This is a genomic window from Flavobacterium gyeonganense, assembly GCF_029625295.1.
GTDB classification, from domain to species: Bacteria; Bacteroidota; Bacteroidia; order Flavobacteriales; family Flavobacteriaceae; genus Flavobacterium; species Flavobacterium gyeonganense.
On sequence record NZ_CP121112.1, the window covers coordinates 1,952,159 to 1,978,375 of the forward strand.

At 34.5% G+C, this 26,217-nt stretch carries 27 protein-coding genes; 14 read left to right on the forward strand and 13 right to left on the reverse strand.

Annotated features, from left to right (window positions below):
- Window positions 1–15: 15 nt before the first annotated feature.
- Together P5P89_RS08400 and P5P89_RS08405 are read right to left on the reverse strand one after the other, a co-directional pair.
- A complete protein-coding gene (locus P5P89_RS08400) occupies window positions 16–387 on the reverse strand; it encodes a DUF805 domain-containing protein (RefSeq protein WP_278011524.1) in 372 nt (123 codons plus the stop codon).
- 206 nt (window positions 388–593) lie between these two features.
- Window positions 594–1,541 carry a 2-hydroxyacid dehydrogenase gene (locus P5P89_RS08405; protein ID WP_278011525.1) on the reverse strand — a complete coding sequence of 316 codons (948 nt, stop codon included), beginning with the start codon at window positions 1,539–1,541 and terminating at the stop codon, window positions 594–596.
- Between the two features lie 163 nt (window positions 1,542–1,704).
- Here P5P89_RS08405 and nhaA point away from each other — a divergent pair, with 163 nt between their 5' ends.
- Window positions 1,705–2,847 (forward strand): Na+/H+ antiporter NhaA, encoded by a 1,143-nt coding sequence (gene nhaA / locus P5P89_RS08410; protein ID WP_278011526.1) that lies wholly within the window; start codon window positions 1,705–1,707, stop codon window positions 2,845–2,847.
- A gap of 28 nt (window positions 2,848–2,875) precedes the next feature.
- Entirely contained in the window at window positions 2,876–3,376 is a 501-nt protein-coding gene (locus P5P89_RS08415; protein WP_278011527.1) for a hypothetical protein, read from the forward strand.
- Window positions 3,377–3,430: 54 nt separating this feature from the next.
- Here the strand turns inward: P5P89_RS08415 and proC are convergent, their stop codons facing one another.
- From proC to P5P89_RS08465, 10 genes are all read right to left on the reverse strand, one after another.
- Entirely contained in the window at window positions 3,431–4,216 is a 786-nt protein-coding gene (gene proC / locus P5P89_RS08420; protein WP_278011528.1) for a pyrroline-5-carboxylate reductase, read from the reverse strand.
- 99 nt (window positions 4,217–4,315) lie between these two features.
- On the reverse strand, window positions 4,316–5,665 hold the full coding sequence (gene mgtE / locus P5P89_RS08425) for a magnesium transporter (RefSeq protein ID WP_163396326.1): 1,350 nt from the start codon (window positions 5,663–5,665) through the stop codon (window positions 4,316–4,318).
- Window positions 5,649–6,434: a 16S rRNA (adenine(1518)-N(6)/adenine(1519)-N(6))-dimethyltransferase RsmA gene (gene rsmA / locus P5P89_RS08430; RefSeq protein WP_278011529.1), complete on the reverse strand. Its 786-nt coding sequence runs from the start codon at window positions 6,432–6,434 to the stop codon at window positions 5,649–5,651. The genes mgtE and rsmA overlap by 17 nt, the downstream gene beginning before the upstream one ends.
- Window positions 6,435–6,523: 89 nt before the next feature.
- Window positions 6,524–6,856, reverse strand: coding sequence for a DUF4286 family protein (locus P5P89_RS08435; RefSeq protein WP_278011530.1), 333 nt, complete (start codon window positions 6,854–6,856; stop codon window positions 6,524–6,526).
- Between the two features lie 82 nt (window positions 6,857–6,938).
- Window positions 6,939–8,720: a tetratricopeptide repeat protein gene (locus P5P89_RS08440; protein WP_278011531.1), complete on the reverse strand. Its 1,782-nt coding sequence runs from the start codon at window positions 8,718–8,720 to the stop codon at window positions 6,939–6,941.
- A gap of 85 nt (window positions 8,721–8,805) precedes the next feature.
- Window positions 8,806–10,077 carry a serine--tRNA ligase gene (gene serS, locus P5P89_RS08445; RefSeq protein ID WP_278011532.1) on the reverse strand — a complete coding sequence of 424 codons (1,272 nt, stop codon included), beginning with the start codon at window positions 10,075–10,077 and terminating at the stop codon, window positions 8,806–8,808.
- Window positions 10,078–10,265: 188 nt separating this feature from the next.
- Window positions 10,266–11,186: a hypothetical protein gene (locus P5P89_RS08450; RefSeq protein WP_278011533.1), complete on the reverse strand. Its 921-nt coding sequence runs from the start codon at window positions 11,184–11,186 to the stop codon at window positions 10,266–10,268.
- A 91-nt stretch (window positions 11,187–11,277) separates the two neighbouring features.
- On the reverse strand, window positions 11,278–12,831 hold the full coding sequence (locus tag P5P89_RS08455) for a patatin-like phospholipase family protein (protein ID WP_278011534.1): 1,554 nt from the start codon (window positions 12,829–12,831) through the stop codon (window positions 11,278–11,280).
- 84 nt (window positions 12,832–12,915) lie between these two features.
- Window positions 12,916–13,458 carry a DMP19 family protein gene (locus P5P89_RS08460; RefSeq protein ID WP_278011535.1) on the reverse strand — a complete coding sequence of 181 codons (543 nt, stop codon included), beginning with the start codon at window positions 13,456–13,458 and terminating at the stop codon, window positions 12,916–12,918.
- A gap of 66 nt (window positions 13,459–13,524) precedes the next feature.
- Entirely contained in the window at window positions 13,525–13,692 is a 168-nt protein-coding gene (locus P5P89_RS08465) for a hypothetical protein (protein ID WP_278011536.1), read from the reverse strand.
- Between the two features lie 285 nt (window positions 13,693–13,977).
- On the opposite strand from P5P89_RS08465, the gene P5P89_RS08470 reads away from it, so the two are divergent.
- The 3 genes from P5P89_RS08470 (at window position 13,978) to P5P89_RS08480 (ending at window position 16,092) form a co-directional block, all read left to right on the forward strand.
- The gene (locus P5P89_RS08470) at window positions 13,978–14,556 is read left to right on the forward strand and encodes a YdeI/OmpD-associated family protein (RefSeq protein ID WP_278012001.1); all 579 of its coding nucleotides are present in this window, start codon (window positions 13,978–13,980) and stop codon (window positions 14,554–14,556) included.
- 2 nt (window positions 14,557–14,558) lie between these two features.
- Window positions 14,559–15,116: a YdeI/OmpD-associated family protein gene (locus P5P89_RS08475; RefSeq protein WP_278011537.1), complete on the forward strand. Its 558-nt coding sequence runs from the start codon at window positions 14,559–14,561 to the stop codon at window positions 15,114–15,116.
- A gap of 76 nt (window positions 15,117–15,192) precedes the next feature.
- Entirely contained in the window at window positions 15,193–16,092 is a 900-nt protein-coding gene (locus tag P5P89_RS08480; RefSeq protein ID WP_278011538.1) for a PhzF family phenazine biosynthesis protein, read from the forward strand.
- Between the two features lie 47 nt (window positions 16,093–16,139).
- Here P5P89_RS08480 and P5P89_RS08485 read toward each other — a convergent pair whose 3' ends face one another.
- Window positions 16,140–16,367 (reverse strand): CDGSH iron-sulfur domain-containing protein, encoded by a 228-nt coding sequence (locus tag P5P89_RS08485; protein ID WP_073485872.1) that lies wholly within the window; start codon window positions 16,365–16,367, stop codon window positions 16,140–16,142.
- Window positions 16,368–16,613: 246 nt separating this feature from the next.
- On the opposite strand from P5P89_RS08485, the gene P5P89_RS08490 reads away from it, so the two are divergent.
- The 9 genes from P5P89_RS08490 (at window position 16,614) to P5P89_RS08530 (ending at window position 26,138) form a co-directional block, all read left to right on the forward strand.
- Window positions 16,614–17,501, forward strand: a complete 888-nt coding sequence (locus P5P89_RS08490) for a 3-keto-disaccharide hydrolase (RefSeq protein WP_278011539.1) — start codon at window positions 16,614–16,616, stop codon at window positions 17,499–17,501.
- 181 nt (window positions 17,502–17,682) lie between these two features.
- Window positions 17,683–19,818 (forward strand): methionine--tRNA ligase, encoded by a 2,136-nt coding sequence (gene metG / locus P5P89_RS08495; RefSeq protein WP_278011540.1) that lies wholly within the window; start codon window positions 17,683–17,685, stop codon window positions 19,816–19,818.
- Window positions 19,819–19,952: 134 nt separating this feature from the next.
- Window positions 19,953–21,374 (forward strand): hypothetical protein, encoded by a 1,422-nt coding sequence (locus P5P89_RS08500; protein ID WP_278011541.1) that lies wholly within the window; start codon window positions 19,953–19,955, stop codon window positions 21,372–21,374.
- Window positions 21,375–21,461: 87 nt separating this feature from the next.
- On the forward strand, window positions 21,462–22,343 hold the full coding sequence (locus tag P5P89_RS08505) for a DMT family transporter (protein ID WP_278011542.1): 882 nt from the start codon (window positions 21,462–21,464) through the stop codon (window positions 22,341–22,343).
- Between the two features lie 72 nt (window positions 22,344–22,415).
- Window positions 22,416–23,123, forward strand: a complete 708-nt coding sequence (locus P5P89_RS08510) for an HAD family hydrolase (RefSeq protein ID WP_278011543.1) — start codon at window positions 22,416–22,418, stop codon at window positions 23,121–23,123.
- Window positions 23,123–23,752, forward strand: coding sequence for a chloramphenicol acetyltransferase (locus P5P89_RS08515; protein ID WP_278011544.1), 630 nt, complete (start codon window positions 23,123–23,125; stop codon window positions 23,750–23,752). Before P5P89_RS08510 ends, P5P89_RS08515 begins: the two co-directional genes overlap by 1 nt.
- A gap of 50 nt (window positions 23,753–23,802) precedes the next feature.
- Window positions 23,803–25,281 carry a hypothetical protein gene (locus P5P89_RS08520; protein ID WP_278011545.1) on the forward strand — a complete coding sequence of 493 codons (1,479 nt, stop codon included), beginning with the start codon at window positions 23,803–23,805 and terminating at the stop codon, window positions 25,279–25,281.
- A 78-nt stretch (window positions 25,282–25,359) separates the two neighbouring features.
- Window positions 25,360–25,878, forward strand: a complete 519-nt coding sequence (locus P5P89_RS08525; protein ID WP_269233932.1) for a ferritin — start codon at window positions 25,360–25,362, stop codon at window positions 25,876–25,878.
- Between the two features lie 80 nt (window positions 25,879–25,958).
- The gene (locus P5P89_RS08530; RefSeq protein ID WP_278011546.1) at window positions 25,959–26,138 is read left to right on the forward strand and encodes a hypothetical protein; all 180 of its coding nucleotides are present in this window, start codon (window positions 25,959–25,961) and stop codon (window positions 26,136–26,138) included.
- Window positions 26,139–26,217 lie beyond the last annotated feature (79 nt).

Below are 26,217 nucleotides of genomic sequence, written 5' to 3' on the forward strand. Positions count from 1 at the left end.
TTTATAATTATTTAATTATCCTTCAACGTTTCCAATTTCGTTGATTTCATTAAAATCATTTTTTGGATCTGGACCATATTCATTAGAACCTTTTTCTCCTTCTGTACATGCCAAAATCAAATTATAAATTGGTATAAGAATGTACCATCCGCTTTTTCCAACATCATGCATTCTTCTAATAGCAACTGCTATTGAAGGAATTAATACAGCTAAGCTATAAAGATTGGCAGCAAGTCCTAGAGTTGGTGAAATAAAGCCCAGAACGAAGCCTAAAACTATACTAATAATAACATTTAATAAAGCAAAGTACCAATATTCGCTTCTTCTTGCACGACCGTTAAAATTCGCATAGTTTTCAAAAACTACCTTTTTGTACCATTCAATCATAATAAAATCAAATTAATTGTTAATTCCTACTCTTTGGATTTTCGGTTACTCCAGTTTTAAAAAAATTATTTAGATTCATTCTCTAAAAAACAGAAACAATATTATTAAAAATTAATATAGAAAACTAATTATCCCGATTAAATTTAGAAGAAAAAACTCGTTATTAAAACTTTAAAAAGCCAGAAGCTAATAAATTTAGGGATTAATCATTTTGCATAAATTGCTTTTATCTTATCTACAATAACCTGAGCCAGACGTTCATGGCTTTCAAATGTCCATCCGGCTATATGAGGTGTAAGAATGACCTTTCTTCCATCAAGTAAATACTGAAAAGCTTCGGGTGTATTTTTATCCTGAAAAAGTGTTTCAAAAGATAATTTTTCATATTCCAAAACATCCAGACCTGCTCCTAAAACTTTCTCAGCCTTCATTGCTTCCACTAAATCTGCAGTAACGATGTTTTTACCGCGTGAAGTATTTATAATCCAAATTGGTTTTGCAAATGCATTAATAAAATTCAGGTCGATCATTTTGTCTGTATCCGGTGTCCATGGAATATGTAGACTTAAAACATCTGTTTTTTGCTGTAATTCCTCTAACGAAACTTGTCTTGCATTTTCATCACCCATATTATCAGCAATGTCATAGCACAAGACTTCAACATCAAAACCCCTTAATTTTTTAGCAAAGGCTTTTCCCATGTTTCCGTATCCTATAATCCCAACCGTTTTCCCGTCAAGTTCATGACCACGGTTGCTTTCCCTGTTCCATGCTCCTGATCGGATTTCACTATCTGCCTGATTTAGTTTATTAAAAAGGGATAAAATCATTCCTAAAGTATGTTCTGCAACAGCGTTGCAATTACCTTCCGGAGCGGCAATAAGATTGATATCTTTCTCTAGTGCGTAATCACAGTCGATACTCTCAAGACCCGCACCAACTCTGGCAATAAACTGCATATTGGCAGCTTTATCAATAAACTGTTTGTCGATTTTAAAACGGCTTCGAATTACAATTCCGTTATAATCCTGAATTTTAGCTTCGATTTCTTCTTTTGAAGAGGTAAAATCGGCATGGTTTTTAAAACCCGCTTCTTCTAATTGCTTCCAAAGAATGGGATGATTACTGTCAATATGTAGAATTTTTATACTCATATTTTAAAATTTAGATGAACAAAAATACAGTTTATTCTTTTATTTAGTAATCTGCACAGACCAAACAAAACACTATATCTTTTTATTGGATTAATTTTTTTTAACTTTGAAAAACAACATTGCCGATACTTCAGAAACATTTTAATACACATAAACTGCTAAAATGAAATTGACCAAGACCTTTAACGCCTTTTTTGAAAACGAAAAATCAAGTGGACTGTTGTTGTTATTTGTGACTGTTCTTTCACTTACAATTGCTAATTTATCATCTAGCACAGAATACATTGCTTTTTGGGAAAAAGATCTGGGCGGACATTCCATCACACACTGGATTAATGACGGATTAATGACAATATTTTTTTTACTGATTGGATTGGAACTGGAGCGTGAAATATACCATGGTGAATTATCCAGCATAAAAAATGCGTCATTACCAATAATAGCAGCATTTGGAGGAATGTTAATTCCTGCGGCATTATTTTTGGCTTTAAATTACGGAACTGAAACACAAAACGGAGCAGGAATACCAATGGCCACAGATATTGCATTTGCAATCGGAATTTTATCGCTTTTAGGAAATAAAGTCCCTGTATCATTAAAGGTGTTCTTAACAGCATTGGCAGTCATTGATGATTTGGGAGCCATAATAGTTATTGCTATTTTTTATACCTCTACTATAGCTTTTTTTAATCTTGGAATAGCACTTGGAATCTGGATTCTCTTATTTATTTTGAATCGAATGAAAATCCATAATCTAATTCCTTATTTGATTGGGGGATTTATTATGTGGTATTTTATGCTTAGTTCTGGAGTACACGCCACCATTACAGGGGTAATCCTAGCTTTCGTAATTCCCTTTGGGGATGGAAGCGAAAAAACATCATCGTACAAGTTACAGCATTTTCTACACAAACCTGTTGCCTTTTTTATATTACCCTTATTTGCTGTTGCCAATACATGTATTATTATAGAGTCTGATTGGCATCAAGGCATCAACCACCCCAATACCTTTGGTATCATTTTAGGATTGGTTGTTGGAAAACCTTTGGGCATCCTACTCTTTTCTTTTATTGGAGTAAACTCTGGCCTATGTGTTTTACCCAAAAAATTAAAATGGACTCATATTCTGGGTGCCGGAATGTTGGGCGGCATTGGTTTTACGATGTCTATCTTCATTACATTTTTAGCATTTAAAGATCCTGAAACCATTATTTTTTCGAAAATAGCCATTCTGATTGCATCACTGCTTTCAGGGATTTTTGGATTTATTTATTTGAAATACATTTTAGCGCAAAAAAACACTTAGTTATGAAATTAAAAAAACTCCTTTCCTGTTGTTTTCATTTTCAGTATTGATAATTTTTGCGTGCGAAAACAAAAAAGAGATATCAATTCCGGTTAAAAACAACAATGGCACTATTGCAACACTTGAAACAATTAAAAATGAGGAATCAATAGTGGGAATTTATCAAGGCGATGAATGTGGTATTTCTGTAGAAATAGCAAAAGCCAGTAATGGTTATTCCTATGTATTAAAAACGAATAACCGAAAATTAACAGGCAAGGCCACTTTCTCTACTAATGAATCAGGAGAAAAATATTTGGTTTTAGAAGGTATTGAATGGGATGAATACGAAGGGGATATCAGTCATCAAGATGAAACAGATACTATTTCGGATCCTAAAAAGATAAACAAAGAATTAGAAATACCAATCGGAATCGGTTTTGCTTATAAAAAAGATACCCTAACCCTGCAGAATTATGGAAATGCTATGAATTACTACACCAAACTTGGAGAATGTGATGCAAAATATATTGAATTGGTTAAAAAGTAAATTCCAAATCCCAACAGAAAATTGGAATTTGGAATTTCAGGAAATTTGATATTTTTATTTTAAAAGTCCTTTAATCTGTTTCAAAGAAGTTTTGATTCCTTTGATCAAAGACGAACTGAAACCATTGTGTTCCATTTCATTAAGACCTACGATTGTACATCCCTGAGGCGTAGTAACACGGTCGATTAATTGTTCAGGATGAACTTTTTCCTCTAATAACATTTTTGCGGCTCCTTTTGCAGTTTGTGCAGCAATGGCCAAAGCCGTCTGAGAATCAAATCCAATTTCGATTCCTGCCTGCATTGAAGCACGGATATATCTTAAAGCATAAGCCGTACCACAGGCGCCTAAAACAGTCGCTGCGTCCATTAGTTTCTCATCAATTACGGGAGCAGTTCCTAAGTCGTGAAACAAATCTACAATTGGTAAAGCTTTTTCCTTATCTTTTTCAGGAAATGAAATACAAGTCGCTGACTCACCAAACTGAGCTGCTATATTCGGCATGATTCTCACAACCGGAAATTCATTATTCGTTTTTGACTGAAGCATTTCCAAAGACAAACCACTTACTGCAGATGCTATAGTTTTTCCTGAAATTACTGGTAAAATCTCTGCCAGAACAGTATCTACCTGATACGGTTTTACAGTCAGAATAACCACATCGGCTTCCTGAATATTATGCTTATTATCAGATGAAACTGTAATTCCTAATTCTGTTAAATACTGAATACTCGCAGTATTTCTTCTGGTAACAGTAACCTCATTGTTTTTAGAAAATTTGGCAATCCCAACGGCAACAGAAACCCCGAGGTTTCCTCCTCCAATAATATGTACTTTCATGCTTATTTATTGCTGATTAATAGCGTGTTTTTTTAAGCCACAAATTACACAGATTTTTAAGATCTTAAATCACTGCAAGCTGTTAATTTGTTGGAAAAATTAAAAACCCAGAATCAATTTGGCTACTCCAAAATAGAGCATAATTCCAAATACATCGTTGGTTGTGGTGATAAATGGTCCTGTCGCGATAGCGGGATCTATTTTATTTTTATGCAAAAAAAGCGGTACAAGGGTTCCTAATGTTGCAGCAAATAATATTACCACAATCATTGAAATCGAAATGGCCAGCCCAACTAAATACTGTTGGTACATAATCGAATGATACCCTAATAAAAGCAATGAAATAATACTTCCAGATATCATTGAAACTGAGATTTCTTTACTAAAATATCCTCTGCTAAAATCTTTCAAAGTACCGTTTGCCAAACCCTGAACCACGATTGCCGACGCCTGAACACCAATATTTCCTGCCGTTGCAGAAAGTAAAGGAACAAAAATGATTAAAGTCGAATATTTTTGAAATGTCTGTTCATTTCCTTTCAAAACAAAAGAAGCCACAATTTCGATAACCATACCAATTAAAAGCCATGGCAAACGGGCTTTTGTCAATTCTAAAACACTGTCATTTGATTCAACGTCCTGGGTAATACCTGCTGCCAATTGATAATCTTTATCAGCTTCGTCTTTGATTACGTCTACGATATCATCAATTGTAATTCTTCCCACTAAACGTCCAAGCTCATCTACAACCGGAATCGCTTCCAAATCGTATTTTTGCATAATACGGGCTACCTCAACATCTTCGGTATCTACGTTTACAAAATTCAGTTTTCGGATATACACATCTCCAATTTGGGTTTTGGTCGAAGAAGTCAGTAAATCTTTTAGAGATAATCTTCCTTTTAAGCGGTTTTCATCATCAACCACATAAATCGAATGTACTCTGGATACGTTTTCGGCCTGAATACGCATTTCTTTCACGCAGGTCAACACATTCCAGTTCTCGTTTACTTTTACGAGCTCTTTACCCATCAGACCTCCCGCAGAATTTTCGTCATAACGCAACAAATCAACAATATCTTTTGCGTGTTCAACGTCAATTAATTCTGAGATTACCTCAGCTTTAATTTCCTGCGAAAGTTCGGCAATAATATCTGCTGCATCATTCGTTTCAAGCTCATCAAGCTCTTCGGCGATTTCTTTTGGTGAGAGTCGGCTTAAGATATTCTCTCGCAGGTCATCTTCTAATTCAAGAAGAATCTCAGCGGTTTTATCACTATCTAAAACCTTAAAAATATAGGTTGCATCGTCAAAATCCAGTTCATCCAGGATTTCGGCGATATCGGCATGGTGCAAATCGTTCAATAAAACTTCAAGTTCATTGTCATTTTTATTTACAATATGCTCTTCTAATTGCTGGATTAATTCTTTGCTAACTTTGAACTCCATCGGCTTCTATTTTTTGAGTCAAAACAATAAACTCATCAACGCTAAGTTGCTCTGGTCGAAGATCAAAGATAGTATCTTCCCGCAAATTATCTGATAAATTTAATGTTTTCAAACTGTTACGTAATGTTTTTCGTCTTTGCTGAAAAGCCGTTTTCACTATCGTAAAAAACAACTTTTCACCGCAAGGAAGGCTGTAATCTTCCTTTCGGGTCATTTTCATCACACCCGATTTCACCTTGGGCGGAGGAATAAAAACATTTTCGTCAACAGTAAACAAATACTCAGTATCATAGAAAGCCTGTGCCAGTACAGACAGAATTCCGTAGGTTTTTGATCCTTTTTTCTCGCAGATTCGCTCTGCAACTTCCTTTTGAAACATGCCGGAAAATTCCGGAATCTGATCTCTGAATTCTAATGTCCTGAAGACAATCTGAGAAGATATGTTATAAGGAAAGTTACCAATTATGGCAAACTGCTTGTTTTCGTAAATCTGGTTTATATTGTATTTCAGAAAGTCTTCTGAAATGATTTTATCTTTTAATTTTGGATAGTTGGCGTCGAGATATGCAACAGATTCAGTATCAATCTCAATTACTCGTGTGGTTACCTCCTTGTCAAGTAAATATTTAGTAAGCACACCCATCCCTGGTCCTATTTCTAAAACCTCATCATATCCTTTTAAGCTCAACGTATCCGCAATTGCTTTTGCGATGCTTTCGTCTTTAAGGAAGTGCTGTCCTAAATGTTTTTTGGCTTTTACTTTTTCCATTTTCTTTATTGTTTTGCCACGAGGGTGCAAAAGTATTCTTTTTGCAGCGAAGACTAAAGGCTTAAAGCTTTATTTTCAAACTTTTTGAATTAAGACTTAAAGTCGAAATCGTAATGTTCTGAAATAACCTGCAATTCTGTTCTGAAAGAAAGCATCTTATCCGCAAACAATTCTAAAGCTTCTCTATCAAATTTTGGTTGATCCTCCAAATAGTATTTTTCTAAAGTATCCTTACTGTCTGTTGTGTATTGTACAGAATAAGTAACTCCGCCCATCTCTTCTTCAACCAGAACTTTTACAATTCGTGCCGATGAAAACTTATTTGTAGCCAGAATTTCAGGAATATGTTTTTCCTGCATCCAATTTAACCATTGGTCATGAACGCTTTCGTGTATATTGGTGGTAACGTTGTAAATAATCATTTTTTTAGATTGTTCGATTGTTAGACTTCTTAGACTGTTAGACTTGTAATGATCTAATCTTCTAATGATCCAAAAATCTATTTTATAAATTTTTATCTCCTCTCAATTCGCGGTATTTTTTTCTTGCATCAACAAAGTAAATACTGTCCTGATGATTAAAAATTACCTTCTCATACAAAGGTTTTGCTTTTTCTGTTTCTTTCAGTTCATCGTTGTAAATTTCTGCAGCAAAGAACAGTGCTTCATCTACATAAATTCCATTGCTATGATGGTCAATCACTTGCTGATATTGGCTTAAAGCCGAATTATAATCTTTCAGACTTTCATAGATTTTCCCTAAACGCAACATTGTTACAGCTTCGATTTCCTGTCCTTTAAATGACTTTAGAATGTTTTGAAATTGTGTAATAGCTTCCTGTTTTTTATTCTGATAAAGCAGAAAATCACCCTTGGCAAATTGCTTCAAAGCAGTTTGTGTCGAATCGGCAACTGTGTTGTCATTGATCAGTAAAAAATATTCCAGGGCATCATTCGCTATTAATTGTGTATTGGCCGATTTCAATTCTTTGAATTGTTTTAAAGCCCACTCAAAATCGGTTTTAAAATAACTTGTTTTGGCCGCTTTTAAACTTGCTTCATGCGACATTACATCATTTTTTAAATCCAACTGAATTTGCGAATAGTAAATCAGTGCCTGATTAAACTTTTCTTCCAAAAGCAAAATATCACCCAGTTCCATTTTCGCATCTGCTTTCTGGTACTCGTTTAAATTGAGTTCTAAAGCTTTTTTTATAATGGTCTTTCCTTCTTCTGTCTTTTTCAGATTGAAAGCCAGGAAATGCGCCTGAATTATTTGCAAAGATAAGGTAAAAGGACTTACTCCATAAGTTGCAAGCAAATGTTCTAACTCAGTATTAATTGCAGGGTAATCTATTTCTGATGCTTTATCAATTTTAATCTGCATCAGACTCGCATTCGTACGGATCAGCAAATCCTGATCTTTTGTATTCTGCAGAATAAAATTTAAAATTTCTGCCGCTGTTTCAGTATCATCTTCATTTAGTGCAAACTGACTTAAATTTACAATGCTTATTAAAGATTCCGATTCACGTTTGTAAATCGCTTTTTCCTGAATAAAAGCTTTTGCGAATTCTTTTTGCTGCACATAAAACCAGCTCAGATAATGATTCCAGAATACATCCTGATCTTGTTGTGTTTTCAGGATTAAAGCTTTCCGCATCGCATCCTTAAAAGAAGTATTATCAGTTTCACCATTCATAAACCGCGATAATTGTGTCTGAATCAGATTCGTATTCTGTGGATTTTTAAAAGATTCAGTCAACAAAAGATCAATCATCAGATCCGTTTTTCCCAACTGTCCGTACAACATTCCAATCTGAAAATTAAAATTGTAATTCGGCTGTACCTGCATCGCAGTTTGATAGGCTTTTAAAGCATACTCCAATAAAACTTTTTTCTCAAAAGAATTCCCGACTCCATAAACGTCATTAGGATTCGTTTTGATTTTTTCAATAGCCTGATCGTAGTAATTTTTGGCTTTCGATTCGTTTTTCTGCAATTGAAAATTATAACCCAATTCTACTAAAAAAACACCTTGTTTGTAACGATTATACCGATCCTGAATCATTTTTTCAGCATTAGCAAATTGCTGCAATTGCTGATACGATTCAACTGTTCTTAAAAAATACTGTGTATTAGATGGTGAAGCATTTAAAAGCTGTTCATAACTGATTTTTGCTTTTTCGAAATCGCCTTTATCGTAATAATACTGAGCGAGCTGCTCATTTTGGCAAAATGTAAAGGAAGACCACAACAAAACGATATAGATACAGATGTTTTTCATATTCAGTTTTTAATGTGGGATTTTAACAATTAAGAAACCTAACAGGTTTTAAAAGCCTGTTAGGTTTAATCCTAAATTACTAAAATTAGTTTATAATATCAAATCCGCAGTAAGGGCGTAAAACCTCAGGTATTACAATTCCTTCCGGTGTTTGGTAATTTTCTAAAATTCCGGCTAAAACACGTGGAAGGGCTAATGAACTTCCGTTAAGTGTGTGAGCCAGCTGATTTTTTCCGTCTTTGTCTTTGAAACGTAATTTCAAGCGGTTTGCCTGAAATGTTTCGAAATTAGAAACAGAACTAATTTCTAACCAACGGTCCTGAGCCGTTGAAAACACTTCAAAATCATACGTCAATGCTGAAGTGAAACCCATATCGCCACCGCAAAGACGCAGAATTCTGTATGGTAATTTCAATTCCTGCAAAATGTTTTTTACATGCTCAACCATTCCGTCAAGGGCTTCGTAAGATTTATCAGGATGCTCAACACGTACAATCTCTACTTTATCAAACTGGTGTAAACGGTTTAATCCTCGTACGTGTGCTCCGTATGAACCTGCTTCACGACGGAAACATGGTGTATAAGCCGTGTGAAGAATCGGAAGATCACTTTCGTTTAAGATCACATCACGGAATAAATTTGTAACCGGAACCTCAGCTGTCGGAATTAAATACAAATCATCAACAGTTGCATGGTACATCTGCCCTTCTTTATCCGGTAACTGTCCTGTTCCGTAACCAGAGGCTTCATTTACCAAATGCGGCACCTGAACTTCGTTGTAACCTGCATCTGTATTTTTATCTAAAAAATAATTGATCAGGGCACGCTGTAAACGGGCACCTTTTCCTTTGTAAACCGGGAAACCTGCTCCGGTAATTTTTACACCCAGTTCAAAATCGATGATATCGTATTTTTTTACCAGTTCCCAGTGTGGCTGTGCACCTTCATGTAAAACCGGAATATCTCCTTCTTCAAAAACATTTAGATTGTCATCCGGCGTTTTTCCTTCTGGAACAATATCAGCCGGAAGATTTGGCAAAGTGTATAATTTATTGGTCAGCTCAGCTGCTAAAGCTTCTGCTTTTTCACCCAGTTCTTTGCTTTTTTCTTTTAATGAAACCGTTTTTTCTTTTAAGATTGCCGCTTTGGCTTTCTCGCCAGCTTTCATTAATTCGCCTATATCTTTGGACAATTTATTAGATTCAGATAAAGTGTTGTCTAATTCTACCTGAGCAGCTCGACGGTTTTCGTCTAGTTGCACCACTTCTTCCACAACGCTTTTAGCATCGATATTTCGTTTTGCTAAAGCCCTGATTACTTTCTCCTGATTTTCTCTAATAAATGCGATTTGTAACATAGCTTGGTTTTTATAACTATTGTATTTTTTATAACGGAAGCAAATTTAAGGAAATGTTTCCTAAGATTGCGACAAAGTTTTAGGGGAAAGAATGTATTTTAAAGGATGTTTCTCAAAAGTTGCACGAAGGTCACGCAAAGATTCGCGAAGTTTTTTTGTTAAGGAACTAAAATTTAGAAATCAAATCTTTAATCATAATCCAGAAATCTATATCGGTCATCTTTCTTAAACACATAAATCTGACCATTGTATTTTAGTCTTTCGGATTCTTTTTTTGTCTTGATAGTAGATTTTTCAGCGGTACCAATATCCTCATCAGCCTCTACAGCGACTTCATACAAAAAGTTTTTTGAAACTATTAAATCCCGAAAACCGTTTGTTTCTTCATCAGAAACTATTAAACCTGTTTCTAAAGTTTCCAATTCAAAAGAGCCTCCGCCGTTTGAATCGCCTTGTGTTTTCCGGATAGGATATTCGTATAACAATTTTTTAATTTTATTGTTTACCAATGCAAGAATCGTAAATTTTTGCTGGGAATATAAGTTTACACGGCTTCCTGAAGCTTCCTCAGTATAAAATGCAACTCCGGTTATATTTTCGTTTAACTGAATCAAATCTTTGAGAATATATGTTTTCGAAAACTGCATTGCTTCATTTTCATTATAGCTCAGATTAGGATCTGTTTCCTGAGCAATGATTTTTCCATCTGCTTTATTGACAAAAAGGTATTTTCTTTCGAGATAATCTCCCAAATCATATTCTTCTGTTTCATGACCGTGCTCCTCCGTATCAACCACATAAGTGATGACAAAAAAGGCTATGTCATTATTATAACTAACAGAAGTTGTTTCGCTGATTCGTAAATCAGAATATTTGATATTTAAATTGACAGCTGCTTTTTTTAAGAGGTTCAAATCCAGTTCTTCAGACAGCAATATACTTTCATTGTCTTTAAAAATAAGCTTTTCGACTGGTTTTGATTTTACATTTTCAGACTGCACATCTGCTGCCAGATTGGCCTTTTCATCAATGGCTTTGTTTTTATTTTTTTCGCAGGAACTTAAAAATAAAAAAGTGCCAATGAGAATTAAGCAGGTTTTGATTTTCATCGTTGTTGATTTTAGAATTAGGGCTTCCAAATATATAATTTTCTTACAACATCATTAAAAAATAAATTTGGCAAACATCTTTATTCATCAACTACTTATTTTCAGTCAGCAGATTTTTTAATTCTTTGGTTTTTAAAAAAGTGGCTAACCGTCCGGACAACAAGAGCATTTCTCTTTCTTCCGGTGTTATTTTTAGTTTGGTTTCAACATGAGAAGCAAATTCATATAAGATCAGAATGTTGGCTGCCGTCAATTCGTTAAACTTGTTATGAGTAAGTGTGGCCAGGATTATTTCGCCATCTTTGTCTCGTGTAAAACTAAGTTCGCCAAACTGTTCTACTAAATCGTGTTTGAATTTTCCATAAAATTTTAACCAATTACTGTAATCATCATCAGCATTTTTTAGTTCAGCCATAATTGTTTGATATGATTCATCCTTTTTCATTTTCAGCAAATGGTCTCTGAGAGTGGTAAAGCCAATTATCTGATAATTTGAGACAGGTATTTTATATCTCTCAAATGCATTTTCAATATCCCTGTCAAAAGTCATATATCGGGTCTGAACCGTATATAAAGAAGTCGTTTCGAGCAATGAAATCAATTTGATTTTTTCGTCAGTTATGTAAGGCTCCTTTTTTCCCTGGCCGAGACAATCAATAAATAGTGCTTTTTTGTTTTTATCATTTACCTTACTATCACTATGAAGGAGTTCCAGTAATGTTTTATACCCCGTATTATCTGAAGCACCTCCATCAATAATACATAAAATCTTATTTTGTCCTTTGATTCCGAATTTCGTTTTCGGAAGCACACCCGGAAAAGCAGAACTCGCCGTTATTCCATAAGTAAGCGGAAACTCGTAACCATCGTTTACCTCATTTTCGTCTAAACAAACCGTAGCTTTATTGGGAGCTAGGGACGAATTTATATTGAGTCCTCTTATAACATGAGGCATAAATGCAATCCGTTCTCCGTTATTATAGGCTGTTCCGTTGGCAATCATCATTGGTAAATAAGGGGCTTTGCTGCTTTCTTTCGGAATAAAAAAATCAGACAAAAGCATCTGGGTTTTGCATTTATCAGGATTGTCAGGATTTGTGCAGTCATATTGTAAAACCTCCAGATCCAGTTGCTGGCTCATGGAAATTTTATCGCCTTTTTCGTTTTTATTATTATTGAGAAGAGATAAAATACTAGCCGATTTATTGACATAATCCTTGTAAGCATCGGCTTTGGAAAAGTAAAATTCATTAAAAGACTGGTGCCCCTGATACAATTTATTTTTCAGGATCGTTAAATAATAACCCGCCGAATAACAACCACCTGAAACCGTTGAGAAATAATCGATTTCGTTTAAAAAATTACGTTGGGAATTCTCTTCGTTAATTTCTTCTAATCCTAAAAGCACACCCATACTAAAAAATTGTGCCCTTGAACCTCCGCCAGAAATCGCAACTCCTAAAGCAATGTTGGGATTTTGAAACTTTTTATCACGTTCCTGAACCGATTTATACTCATTTAAAGAAACAGACGGAATCGAATTGTAATTAATCTCTGAAAAAAGACTGATTTTATTTTGAGAAAAACCTAACCGAAAGCTAAAAAACCATACAATCAGGAAAATCGCGGAATATGAGTATTTCATTTTGGCTTTTAATAACTAATTCACTGATAGCGAATTTACAAGAAAGTTGAATACAATAAAAATAACCCTAATCGAAATATACAATTAGGAACGCTTAATCTCATGTCCTGTAAATTCTTCCAGCACAGCAAACATATCGTCTACAGAAAGAACATCAAAGTCCGGATGGTTTTTTAAGAAATTTGCATTGAGTTCAGTTAGATTTTCATCCAAGTCGAAAAATGCATTGTTATTCAGCAAATCCCTTGTTGGATTAACCCCTTCAAATTTGCCGTTTAAGAATTTACCAATTTTCACACTGCTCAGTAATTTAACCCTTTTTGCCTGCGCCTGAAATAATTCTAAATGTTTTTCGGCACCAATCAGCGCAAGACCTTCTTCGATAAGTTCATTAAGTTCTTTATTCCATCGGGAATCATATACAAATTTAGCAAAGTTCCCTTCGGTATATTTTGAAGTGTAATAATCGAGGTAATAACTCAATAACGCATCTTCATGAATAAATTCGTCATCAACGCCTTCTTCGCGCATTAAATTGATTACCGAAATATTAGAATTGATTATATCCTGCGGATTACCACCGTTAATTGCCGTTTCTGAAACTAGTATTCTGCCGAATTCTTCCATTTTAATTGTGTTTAAGGATTGTTTGCAAAGTTGGGTTAAAATAAAACAGGAGAGAAACATTCTGATCTATATGTTTTCCCCTTCATTACTCTTTTCGTTATTCATTTTGACAACCAGGGCTTTCAAACGTAAGGCTCGTTGTTTTTTCTCCTCCTGAAGTTTAGCTTTTTTGCGGTTTAGCAGTTTAGTATGCAGCGCCTTGTTTTTAGTGTTTTTTTCAGGTCCTTTAGCCATGATACAAATGTTTTTGCAAATTTCGGGTAAATAATGATACGATTGGTAATATATTTTGGGCGTTTCCCTCCGGGCCAGGCTTTCGGCTTTATCTTTTGTCTTGCTTCGCCGGCAAAAGGATATCGCCTCTATCCCTAACGCAATCTCGTTTTCATAAGAAGATTTAGTTTTAAAGATTAATGCATTAGACAATCGCAATTTCCTCATTAAACCATTTCCTATTTATTCGTATTTTTGTTTATGCAGACAATACAACCTTTTACAGACTTTAAACAAGGAAATCAAATGAATCCTAAAGTTGATTTTTATTTTAGTAAAAACGAAAAATGGCAGAAAGAAACCGAAAAACTAAGAACAATTGTTCTGGACTGCCAGCTATCCGAAGAATTGAAATGGGGAGTTCCCTGTTATACTTTTCAAAAAAACAACATCGTTTTAATTCATGATTTTAAGGAATATTGCGCGCTTTTATTTTTCAAAGGTGCCTTGTTAAAAGACACAGACCGTATTCTGGTGCAGCAAACTGCTAATGTACAGTCGGCACGCCAGATCCGGTTTACCAATATCCAGCAAATCACTGAACTGGAACCTGCCCTGAAAACCTATATTTATGAAGCTGTTGAAGTAGAAAAGGCAGGTTTAAAATTTGAATTCAAAAAGACGGAAGAATTCACTGTTGCCGAAGAATTTCAAACCAAATTAGATGAAAATCCAGATTTAAAAACCGCTTTCGAAGCATTGACTCCAGGGCGTCAAAGAGCTTATATGCTCCATTTTTCGGCACCCAAACAATCTAAAACCAGAGCGTCACGAATTGAAAAAGCCATTCCGCACATTCTTAACGGGAAAGGATTAAATGACTAAATATGAAAGCAACCTTCTTCCCAACCCAGGAAAAATTCAGGGCATGGCTTGAAAAACATCACCAAACCGAAACCGAATTAGTAGTCGGTTTCTATAAAGTGAGTACCAAAAAACCAACCATGTCGTGGTCAGAATCTGTAGATCAGGCACTTTGTTTTGGCTGGATCGACGGTATTAGAAAAACTATCGACAATGAAAGTTATTCGATTCGGTTTACACCAAGAAAAAAATCGAGTATCTGGAGTGTTATCAATATTAAAAAAGTCGAACAGCTCACTAAAGCCGGATTAATGACCGAAGCAGGGAAAAAAGCTTTCGAATTAAAATCTGAAGAAAGATCCGGAATTTATTCACATGAAAAAGAAGCTTATATTCTCGATCCTGAATTAGAAAAACTGTTCAAAGCCAATAAACCTGCCTGGGATTTTTTTGAAAAGCAGGCACCATCTTATAAAAGAGTTGTGATTCATGTTATTATGAGTGCCAAACAGGAAAAAACCAAAAGATCAAGACTTGAAAAGGCGATAACTGCAAGTGCAGAGCACAAACGAATTTTATAAAAAAAACTTAAAAAAACCTGTCGTCAGCAAACAAATAGTAACTTTATTCACTGCAAAAGTTTCATAAAAGATAACAATGAAAAAAAGAAAAGCCCTTGAATATTATGTTTTAGACGTATTCTCAAACGAAAGTTATAAAGGAAATCCTCTTTCTGTTGTTTTTACTAATGGAAATTTAGACCTTCAAACTTATAAGGATATTTCTAAAGAATTTGGCTACTCTGAAACTTCATTTGTTTATTATTCAAAAGAGCAAAAAGCATTAAATGTTCGTTCATTTACCCCAACCGGAATTGAAATAGACGGTGCCGGACATAATTTGCTGGGTGCAGTCTGTGGCGCCTTATTTAAAAAAATGCCCATATTTGAAGAGCAATCAGAAAGCACTCGTTTTGTGATCATGAAACATTCTGCGATTCCGGTAACCGTAAGTTTTGATCCAGTTACACAATATCCGGTGGTACAGATGCATCAAAAATCAGCAGTTATCCAACAGGAAATCCCAACTTATAAAATTGCGGTAGCCCTTGGTTTAAAAATTGAGGATTTAGATGTGAATGCCTTTGTTCCGACAATTGTAAAAACAGAAGTTGCCCATACGATGGTCCCTGTAAAAAACAGCCAGATTCTGAACGAAATTCTTCCTGACAATAAACTTTTAATCGAGATTTCGAAAGAATACCATTCTGACGGGTTTTATTGTTTTACTATTTCAGATCAGAATGACAACATTGCCGAAACCCGATTCTTCAACCCTGTAATTGGAATCAATGAAGATCCTGCAACGGGAACTGCTGCCGGGCCTTTAATTGGATTCCTTACTCAAAAGAAATACACAAAACCCAATCAGGAATATAAAATTCTACAAGGAGTTAAGCTGAATCAGCCTTCTATAATTGAAGTAATGAATCGTGAAAATGATATTTTGGTTGGCGGTTCTTCGATTATTACAATGAAAGGGGAACTTTATATATAAAAAAAGCGGCATTTTAAGATGTCGCTTTTTTTTATACATGAATATTCTTAATTCGTTTTCATCGGAGGCAAATCAAACGCTACAGAATCATGTTCGAAGTTATTTCTGTGCCCGCCATCGCAAAATGGTTTGTTATTTGATAATCCGCAACGGCAAAGGCCTAATGCTGATCTTCCCTGAAGTCCGTAAAGAGTTCCTTCCGGATCCATAATTTCAAAATCACCTTCAATTTTGATTGATCCGTTTTTATTGATGATAAGTTTTGTCTTGCTCATAAAAATTTGTTTTTGCTGTTTTTTTGGATGACAAAGATTGCGAAATATATTTTGAAGATTTTACTTCTAATGTTAGTTTAAACTGGTTCTATTTAAAATATGTATTTCAATTTCCAATAGATTAGGACTGCTGATGATTAGGATAAATTGTAGAAATGGATCTGATTTTGAATGAATAACACAATTTCATTGAGACATTATTTTGTAGATTTGAGAAATCATTTTATCTAAACTATCAAACCATTTATGAAAAAATACTCCATTCTAATAGCATTTGCCTTTCTCTTTAGCTTTACCTCTGTAACCAACAAAACAGACTCATTCGAAGACGGCTGGATAAATTTACTGGACAACAACCTCAGCAAATGGGAAATGTATCTAAGTTACAAACACAAAAACGGATATTCCGGCAAAGTCCCAACTGATGTTAATGGAAACGAAATACCACCTGTTGGCTATAATAAAAATGTCAACAATATGTTTACGGTGATTCAGGAAAACAAAGAACCTGTCCTTAAAGTTTCAGGCGAATATTATGGCTGCGTCTTTACCAAAGAAGATTTCAAAGACTATCGCCTGAAGCTGAAAGTCAAATTTGGAAATAAAAAATGGGAGCCCAGAACCGAAAAACTGAAGGATGCCGGAGTACTTTATCATTCGCAGGGCAAAGCGGGCGTAGATTACTGGCGTGCCTGGATGTTATCACAGGAATTCCAAATAATGGAAGGCCATTTTGGCGATTACTGGAACATCGCTAACTCAGCAATTGATATCAAAGCCTATCTTCCGGAAGGATCAATGAATGCTGTTGCCGATGAGGACCAGCCATTTCTTCCGTTTGGGACACATACTGAAAATACCGGGTTTTGCATGCGAAAAATGAAAGCTGAGACACCTAATAACGGCTGGACAGAAATAGAATTGGTTTGCTTTGAAGGTAAAAGTCTTCATATCATTAACGGCAAAGTAGTCATGGTTTTGCAAAATTCCCGTTATTTTGATGGTGAAAAATTCATGCCTCTAACCGAAGGAAAGATACAATTGCAAAGTGAAGCCTGCGAAGTTTACTATAAAAACATCAAAATTAAATCAATAAGCAAAATGCCTGCTGAGTTTGAAAATTATTTTAAATAGATCATTTCTTAGCCCCGATTACTTCACTTAATTTATATTTTCAGTGGAGTTCAGTGAACTTCGTTTGCAGTGAAAATCCTTTTGCTTTTTCCTTTAAAAAGCAAAAGATTGCAACGGATAGCGGGAAATAGCTTCAAATAATAATTCTATTGCTTATTTTTGCACTCAATAAAATAGAATCATGATACAGAATCCAAAAAGATATACTATTACAGCAGCATTGCCTTACACCAACGGACCAATCCATATTGGACATTTGGCGGGGGTTTACGTGCCTGCTGATATTTATTCGAGATACCTTCGACTGCAGGGAAAAGATGTCGCATTTATTTGCGGAAGTGATGAACATGGTGTTGCCATTTCGATGAAAGCTAAAAAAGAAGGCGTTACACCACAGGAAGTTATCGATAAATATGACGGAATTATCAGAAAATCGTTTGCTGATTTCGGAATATCATTTAATAACTATTCCAGAACTTCGGCTAAAATTCATCATGATACGGCTCAGGAATTCTTTAGGACTTTGTATGATAACGGTGATTTTATTGAAGAAGTTACAGAACAATTGTACGATGCAAAAGCAGATCAGTTTTTGGCAGATCGGTTTGTAGTTGGTACTTGTCCGAAATGTGACAATCCGGAAGCTTACGGTGATCAGTGCGAAAAATGCGGTTCGAGTTTGAATGCAACCGATCTGATTAATCCGAAATCGACCATTACCGGAGAAACTCCAGTTTTGAAATCAACGAAACACTGGTTTTTACCTTTGGATCGTTATGATGCTTTCTTACGTGAATGGATTTTGGAAGGTCACAAAAACGACTGGAAAACGAACGTGTACGGACAAGTAAAATCATGGATTGATGCCGGATTAGAGCCTCGCGCCGTAACACGTGACCTTGACTGGGGAATTGATGTTCCGGTTGAGGGTGCCGAAGGAAAAAAACTATATGTTTGGTTTGATGCGCCAATTGGTTACATTTCTTCTACAAAAGAATGGGCTGCCCGTGAAGGAAAAGACTGGGAACCGTATTGGAAAGACCAGGACACCAAACTGGTTCATTTTATCGGAAAAGACAATATCGTTTTTCACTGTATTATTTTTCCGGCAATGCTTAAAGCAGAAGGAAGCTATATTTTACCAGATAATGTTCCTGCAAATGAGTTTTTGAATCTGGAAGGAAATAAACTTTCGACTTCTAAAAACTGGGCGGTTTGGTTACATGAATATCTAGAAGAATTTCCGGAAAAACAAGACGTTTTGCGTTATGCCTTAACATCAAACGCTCCTGAGACAAAAGATAATGACTTTACCTGGAAAGATTTTCAGGCAAGAAATAACAACGAATTAGTTGCCATTTTCGGAAACTTCATTAATCGTGTTGTGGTTTTAACCAACAAATATTATGATGGAGTTATTCCAACACCAAACGAATTTTCAGAAGTTGACGAACAAACTTTAGCCGAATTAAAAGCATATCCGGCTGTAATTTCAAGTTCGGTTGAGCGTTACAGATTCCGTGAAGCTTTGGGTGAATTGATGAATGTGGCCCGTTTAGGAAACAAATATCTTGCTGATGAGGAGCCATGGAAAGTAATGAAAGACAATCCGGAGCGTGTAAAAACTCAAATGTATGTTGCGTTGCAGATTGCAGCTGCTCTGAGCGTTTTGGCTGAACCATTTTTGCCTTTTACAGCAGCTAAACTTTCAGGGATTCTGAAATTGAGTGATCTAAAAGAGCATTTTGAAGGTTTCAGTAAATTCCTAAAAGAAAATCATCCTGGTGCTACTGATTTTATTTTGGATAAAACATTAGGTTGGAATGATATCTCTGAAAACTCAGATTTAGTTCCCGCAGGTCATAAAATTGGAGAAGCGGAATTACTTTTCGCTAAAATCGAAGACGAAGAAATACAAAAACAAATAGATAAATTGGAAGCAACAAAAACCGCTAATCTTGCCGAAAGCAAACAGCCTGAAGCTCAAAAAGATTTGATTCAGTTTGAGGATTTTGCGAAAATGGATATCCGTATCGGAACTATTCTTGAAGCAGAAAAAATGCCAAAAGCCAATAAACTTTTAGTGTTAAAAGTAGATACAGGAATCGATGTTCGTACGATTGTATCCGGAATTGCGGAGAGTTTTTCTCCGGAAGAAATCATCGGAAAACGTGTTTCGGTATTAGCAAACCTTGCTCCAAGAGCATTGCGTGGTGTTGAAAGTCAGGGAATGATCCTGATGACAACAAATGCCGAAGGAAAACTGGTATTTGTAAATCCGGATGCTGATGCACCAAACGGATCGACTGTAAACTAAAGTTTTATAAATAAAATAAAATGGCGTGAATCAGTTAGACATAATTGATTCACGCTTTTCATTTTAAAGGTCTGAACTTATTATATCTAAAAAAATATAGTATTCGCAAATTAATAAACTAAAAAAAACAAATCATGAAAAAAACAATTTGTTTAAGCTTTTTACTTCTCATAAATATATCGGCTTTCGCACAGGAAATTATAAATTCGATACCTCTGGAATTGAAAAAAAGTAGTACTGTTTTTCAAATTGCTGATCCCAAAAAAAATGCAGTTACATTGTTTGTGAGGGACTCAGTAAAAATAAAAGCTATCTACCTGAATGAAAAGATGCAAATTACAGACAGCATCACGGATAAAAGACCGAATCCTAAAACATACACTAATATAATTGGTTATAATAGCAGTAATGGCAATACAAGATTATTCTGGTCATCTAATAATTATGAAACCATTTTTTCCCAAGTGTTTAATCCTAATAGTCGAGAAAGTCTCCTCAAAGAATGTAAACTGGTTTTAAAAAACCAAAAAGTTATACAAAAATTCAGTCAGGACGAAAACTTTTACATCCTGACAGTTGTAGAAGACAGTGATATCTTCAAACTCTATGTTTTTAACAGCGACGGCAATTATACCGAAAAAAAGATTACCACAGAAGGTTTTCATTTTTTCACATTAGACTATAAAAAATCAGATTTATATACGGCTTTTTCCGAAAGTTTACTCCCTTTTGAGGCGCCTTTCTCTTTACAAAATATCAATGTTGAAAATCAAACATCATTAATAGATGCTGCCAAAAAAAGAAAATGCTATTTGAACGATAAGCAACTTGTAATCACTCTTGACACCAACATCGATTTTACTCAGGTGATTTTAATTGACTTACAAAGTTTTACTGCTACCGAAAAGATGATAAAAAAGCAATATTTGGTTGGCGATAGAAAATTTTTAAATTCAAATTCCTTTTATTTTGATAATAAATTATATCAGCTAAAAACCTCATCAGGCATTATTTATTTCACAATAAAAGATTTAGAGGACAACGTTTTAAAAGAATATTTTGCCAATTCAACGAAACCAATTGGGTTTAAAAATTCTGAATTTTTTGAGCAGGGCGGCAGTTTAAGAGGCAAAAGAACTTTGGCAAGCAGTCCGCTGTTTATTCTTAAAGCAAACAGTTTATCTTTGGGTCTTTCCTGTTATAAGACTGGTGAAAATACATTTATTACTTTTGGAGGTGTATCGGAGTTAAAACAATCAGCCGACCTGACTACAATAAATGAATTTGGGCTTACTGAAGATATCGTATTTAGTACATCAATGGAAGATTTTACATCCAGTTCTAACAGAAGAGTAGTTAAAACCGAAGGATTGTTTGATAGTGCAGGAAACCGTATTAAAGGAAAATTACTGCCATTGGCATCTGATAAAATCAGTAGTTTTTTTGATAAAAACGTCACTATTTCATCACAGATTTTATTCAAATTAGATGATTACTATCTGGGATATTACGATAATAAAACAAAAGAATACATCTTTAGAAAATTTGCAGATTAATAAAGAACTCCCGATTTAGCAACTCGGGAGTTTTTTTCTGATAACACTTTCAAAATACTAATTTTACATTTCGACTAATAAAACAATATGAAACTTACAAAACCAAGATTGGCTTTAATCTGCGGCATTCTCTGCATTTCTATTTTTCCGATACTGGTAAAACTGAAACTAACGCCCGGATTAATCTCTGCTTTTTACCGGATGTTTTTTGCAGTTACTTTGCTTTTGCCTTATGTGCTTTTAAGTAAAAACTTTAAACTTCCAACGTTAAAATTCACCCTTTTAGCAGCACTTTGCGGAATTTTGTTCGCCTCAGATGTTGCAGTTTGGAATATTTCCATTCAGGATTCGAGTGCTACTCAGGCATCTTTATTGACAAATTTGTCTCCGGTCTGGGTTGGTGTTGGTTCTTTTTTGTTTCTGAAATCAAAACCTGCGACCAACTTTTGGATTGGAACTGTAGTTTCTTTATTCGGAATGGTGACTTTGGTTGGCTTTAAATTTTTCGTGGAATTGAATTTCGATCAGGCTTTTCTGTTTGCTGTTTTATCCGGGATCTTATATTCAATTTATCTTCTGGTCAGCAAAAATATACTTTCTGAGATTGATGTTTTAACTTTCATGACAATCAGTTTAATTGCTTCGAGTATTTATTTGGGAATTTTGTGTTATGCTTTAAATGAGCCTTTTACTGGATTTTCAGATACAGGCTGGTTTGTGTTAGTATTACAGGCTGTAATCTGCCAGTTGTGTGCGTGGCTTTCGGTTAGTTATGCAACACAGCATATGCGTGCTACAAGAGTTTCGCTTAGTTTGTTAAGTCAGGCAGTAATTACTTCAATATTAGCTTGGTTGTTTTTGGAAGAAAAAATAACTTTACAAATGGTTTTAGGAGGAATCATTTTACTTTTTGGAATCCGGATTACTTTTTACGATAAGACAATTATATTAAAGAAACTGTTTTCTTAAAAATTGAAGATTTTGATTTTATTATCAGAAACGTGAAACAAAGAAAACTTCAAACTTGAAACAAAATATACCATGTTACATAGAAATAAAATACCCAATTTAAAAGTAATCGCATTTGATGCCGATGATACTTTGTTTGTTAACGAATCTTACTTCCAGGAAACAGAACATAAATTTTGCGCCCTGATGGAAGATTATCTTTCTCATCAGGGAATCTCGCAGGAGTTATTTAAAATTGAAATAGACAACTTGCCTTTGTACGGCTACGGAATCAAAGGGTATATTTTATCTATGATTGAAGCAGCTATGAAAATTTCTAACAATACCATCCCGGTTGAAGTCATTGAAAAAATCATCCAATACGGAAAAGAACTGCTGGAAAAACCTATCGAACTTTTAGACGGAATCGAAGAAACATTACAGGCTTTGCACGGAAAATACAAACTGGTCGTAGCTACAAAAGGCGATTTAAAAGACCAGCACAGTAAATTACACCGTTCAGGTCTTGGGCATTATTTTCACCATATCGAAGTAATGTCAGACAAACAGGAAATTGATTATCAAAAATTGCTAGGGCGTCTGGACATTCAGGCACATGAATTTTTGATGATTGGAAATTCTTTAAAATCAGATGTATTGCCGGTTTTAGGAATTGGCGGATATGCCGTTCATATTCCGTTTCATACCACATGGGAGCATGAGAAAATCAATCATAAAGTAGAACACGAGCATTTTAGCTCATTTGAAAAAATAACAGAAGTTGTTCCTAATTTAGTATAATGAAAACCCTTTTAGATTTAGAAAACTGGAATAGAAAAGAGCATTTTGAACATTTCAGTAAAATGGAAGAACCCTTTTTTGGCATTACTGTCGAAATTAATTGTACAAAAGCTTATCAAACCGCTAAAAACCTAAAAACTTCTTTTTTTATCTTTTACCTGCATAAAACCTTGGTAGCGGTAAATTCGATTGAAAATTTTAAATACCGAATTGCTGAAAATCAGATTTACATTAATGATCGTGTAGATGCATCGGCTACTATTGGCCGTAAAGATGATACTTTCGGGTTTTCATTAATTGAATATAATCCTGATTTTAAGATTTTTGAAAAGAATGCTCATGCAGAAATTGATCGGATCCAAAATACCACGGGACTTTTTACAAGATCGTTTGATGATGATAATTTGATTCACTTTTCGGCAATTCCATGGTTAAATTTTACTTCGATTTCGCACGCACGAAGTTATTCTTATCCGGACAGCTGCCCTAAAATTTCTTTTGGAAAAATGATGATTTCAGAAACCGGAAAAAAAACCATGGGAATGTCTGTACATGTCCACCACGGATTAATGGATGGCTTGCACGTAGGTCAGTTTGTTGATCTTTTTCAGGAATTGATGAACCATTAGGAACAAACTGATAAACAAATATTTGGAATGATTTTTGAAAGCAAAAACATATGAAAAAACTGCTATTTCTTTTGTGTGTCTTTTATAATACTGTCATGCTAAGTCAGACGGTATTAAATTCTTTTGCCTTAAATTTAAACAGACCTTTAGAAAATGGTCAGGTCCTGAATACTGAAGATGTAAAAACCAATGATATTTATGTTTTTGCATCCGATGATAAATTCATCAATATCTTAAAATACAATAAATCGCTGTTCTTAAAGTATCAATTTACTGATTCTATAAAAATGGCAGAAAACAGATCTTTAATAGGACATAGTATCAGCGATGACGGAAATCCACTGCTTTACTGGGCAACCGATAATTTAAGAAACATCAGAATCATTAAATATTTTCCTGAAACCAAAACTTCAAGGGCTTTAAATTTTGATTTGCCTACAACTACTGAATACATTATAACCACTTTCCAAAAAAACAATATGTTTTATATACTGTGTAAGGAAACAAATCAACAGCGTCTGCTACTTTATGAGTTTAATAACGGAAAAGCTGAAGTGAAAATGTTCGATTTATCCGGAATACTGTTTCAGAATGATAAAGGACAAAATTTGGCTTTTAATACCGTTATCCGATATTATCCTATTGAAAAAATGGATCCTGATAGTTTTAATACTTTAGACAAAACAGTTCATAAAACCAAAATGTATATCTCAGAGGGTCATCTCTTTTTGAGTTTTGATTACAGCCTGAAAAAGACCCAGGTTTTAGATCTTGACCTGACCACCACAAATATTACCGAGAAAAACTTTATTCAGCCCTTATCTGACAAGGAATCCAGATCCTCTAATTCTTTCATTTACGAAAATAAAATCCTTCAAATCAAAACTTCTAAAGAGGAATTTTTATTCAACATCAAAGATTTTGATTCAGAAAAAACGTTAAAAAGTATCTCTGTTTCAAAAAAAGACTCAATCCGTTTTAAAAATTCGCCTTTCTTTCTACAGATAAACGATAAAAAGCCTCAACAAATAAAAACGACCGAGAAATTTTTAAAACAGCTTTCTACACTAAACGCAGGAATAACCGTTTTTAAAAACCATAAAAACACCTCCGTCTCTTTTGGCGGATTTGCAGAATATCAGATTTCAGGTTACGATTATATACAGAGCAACTTATTGGCAGATTTTTTTGATAATGGATATGGCGGTTATTCCGAGTACCAAAGTAAAATGGCCTATTTTGACGCGATGCTTAATCAGGATTTAGAATTTGTAAACAGCAAACAATCAGAACCTTTGGCTATTGATAATGTTTTTTATTATTTAAGTACCAATAAAAATATTTCGCTGCAAAATATTATTAAACTAAAAGAGTATTACATTTTAGGCTATTACGATGTGGCTTCAAAACAATACATCATGCGGAAATTTACAGACGGATTTTATTATGAAGAAAGAAATCCAATCATCAATAGAGCCTCTCTTTCAAAACCTTACCAATTTGAGAACTTAAAATTTTCTAAGAATTAACCGAAATGGTCTTATGTTTTTCAGTAACAAAAATGGTTTGAATTTTTTTCGTTAATTTTACAAAAAAAGACACACATTATGCTATCAAAAAATATTGAAACGGCTTTAAACAAACAAATTCGCATAGAAGCAGAATCTTCACAAACGTACCTCTCAATGGCTTGTTGGGCCGAAGTACACGGATTAGAAGGAATCGCCCAGTTTATGTACACCCAGTCTGATGAAGAACGTGCACATATGCTTAAACTGGTAAAGTATGTTAACGAACGTGGCGGACACGCTCAGGTTACTGATCTAAAAGCACCTAGAATTTCCTATTCTACATTTAAAGAAATGTTTGAGGAGCTTTACAATCACGAACTTTTTGTTTCACAATCGATTAACGAATTGGTACACATCACTTTTGAAGAGAAAGATTATGCTACTCACAATTTCTTACAATGGTATGTTTCTGAACAAATCGAGGAAGAAGCTACAGCTAAATCTATTTTGGACAAAATCAACTTAATTGGTGAAGATAAGGGTGGGCTTTACTTGTTTGACCGTGATATTCAGCAGTTAACTGTTACAAGTTCAATTGCTATTAACCCAAAATAAAAACGTTAAAGTTTATTTAGAATATATAAAAATAATATTTTCTGTTTATATTTGTCACTGTTTTTTAATACAGAGGAAAATTGAGCAAGAAAGAAAAAGACAAGGATAAGAAAAAGGATAAAAAGAAAAACGCAGCTATCCTTGATAAATTTAAGAAGATTGAAAACTGTAAATCTTCTTGCTGTGAGAAATATAAAAAAAGTGAAAAGAAACGCTGCTCACGCTGTCCTATGTTTGATTTATTAAAAAAGACTGCTTAACAATACATATGAAACCCACCAGATTCTTTGGTGGGTTTTTTAGTTTAAATTGCGGTTCCTTTCTGATTTTAAAAGACAT